Below are 668 nucleotides of genomic sequence, written 5' to 3' on the forward strand. Positions count from 1 at the left end.
ATTCCCTCCATCTCAATAAACATTAAGCGGTGGGAATACAACGAAAAGAAGTCGCAACAATCTCGAACACCTTTCGCTTACAATAAAAACAGCTTAAAGGATGTTTCAGCAATTCTTTTCTTTCGTTATCCAGTTTTCAAGGTGCAATTTTTTTCTTGCCGTTTACACGACAGGAATCATAGATTATCACATTTTTTCATTACAATCAACMASTAAAWGTTGGTAAYTTRTTYWTRTGAGATAACCCGCTTGGCGACGTCCTACTCTCCCAAGACCCTGCGGTCTAAGTACCATTGGCGCTGGAGGGCTTAACGGTCGTGTTCGGTATGGGAACGYGTGGTTCCCCTCCGCCATCGCCACCAAACGGATAACTAGACATAATTAAAGAAAGTGTCCAACAATGCCATGATTCAGATCAAGCAATATGCTTCGTTCTTCATCTATGTATTGCAGTTACTCTTTCAAAACTGACAACGAGTAAGCGATAAACTGCCAAGTTTATCCGAACCTCATCGGGTYCGGGTATTTCCTTAGAAAGGAGGTGATCCAGCCGCACCTTCCGATACGGCTACCTTGTTACGACTTCACCCCAATCATCTACCCCACCTTCGACGGCTAGCTCCCTTGCGGGTTACCCCACCGGCTTCGGGTGTTGTAAACTCTCGTGG

At 44.8% G+C, this 668-nt stretch carries 2 rRNA genes; both read right to left on the reverse strand.

The features are described 5' to 3' along the window. Positions 1-247 precede the first annotated feature (247 nt). Positions 248-364 (reverse strand): 5S ribosomal RNA (gene rrf, locus AC1DLI_RS34290). Positions 365-534: 170 nt separating this feature from the next. Then, a 16S ribosomal RNA gene (locus AC1DLI_RS34295) occupies positions 535-668 on the reverse strand; the annotation flags it as partial.

This window comes from Paenibacillus sp. 01T443, from assembly GCF_056398325.1.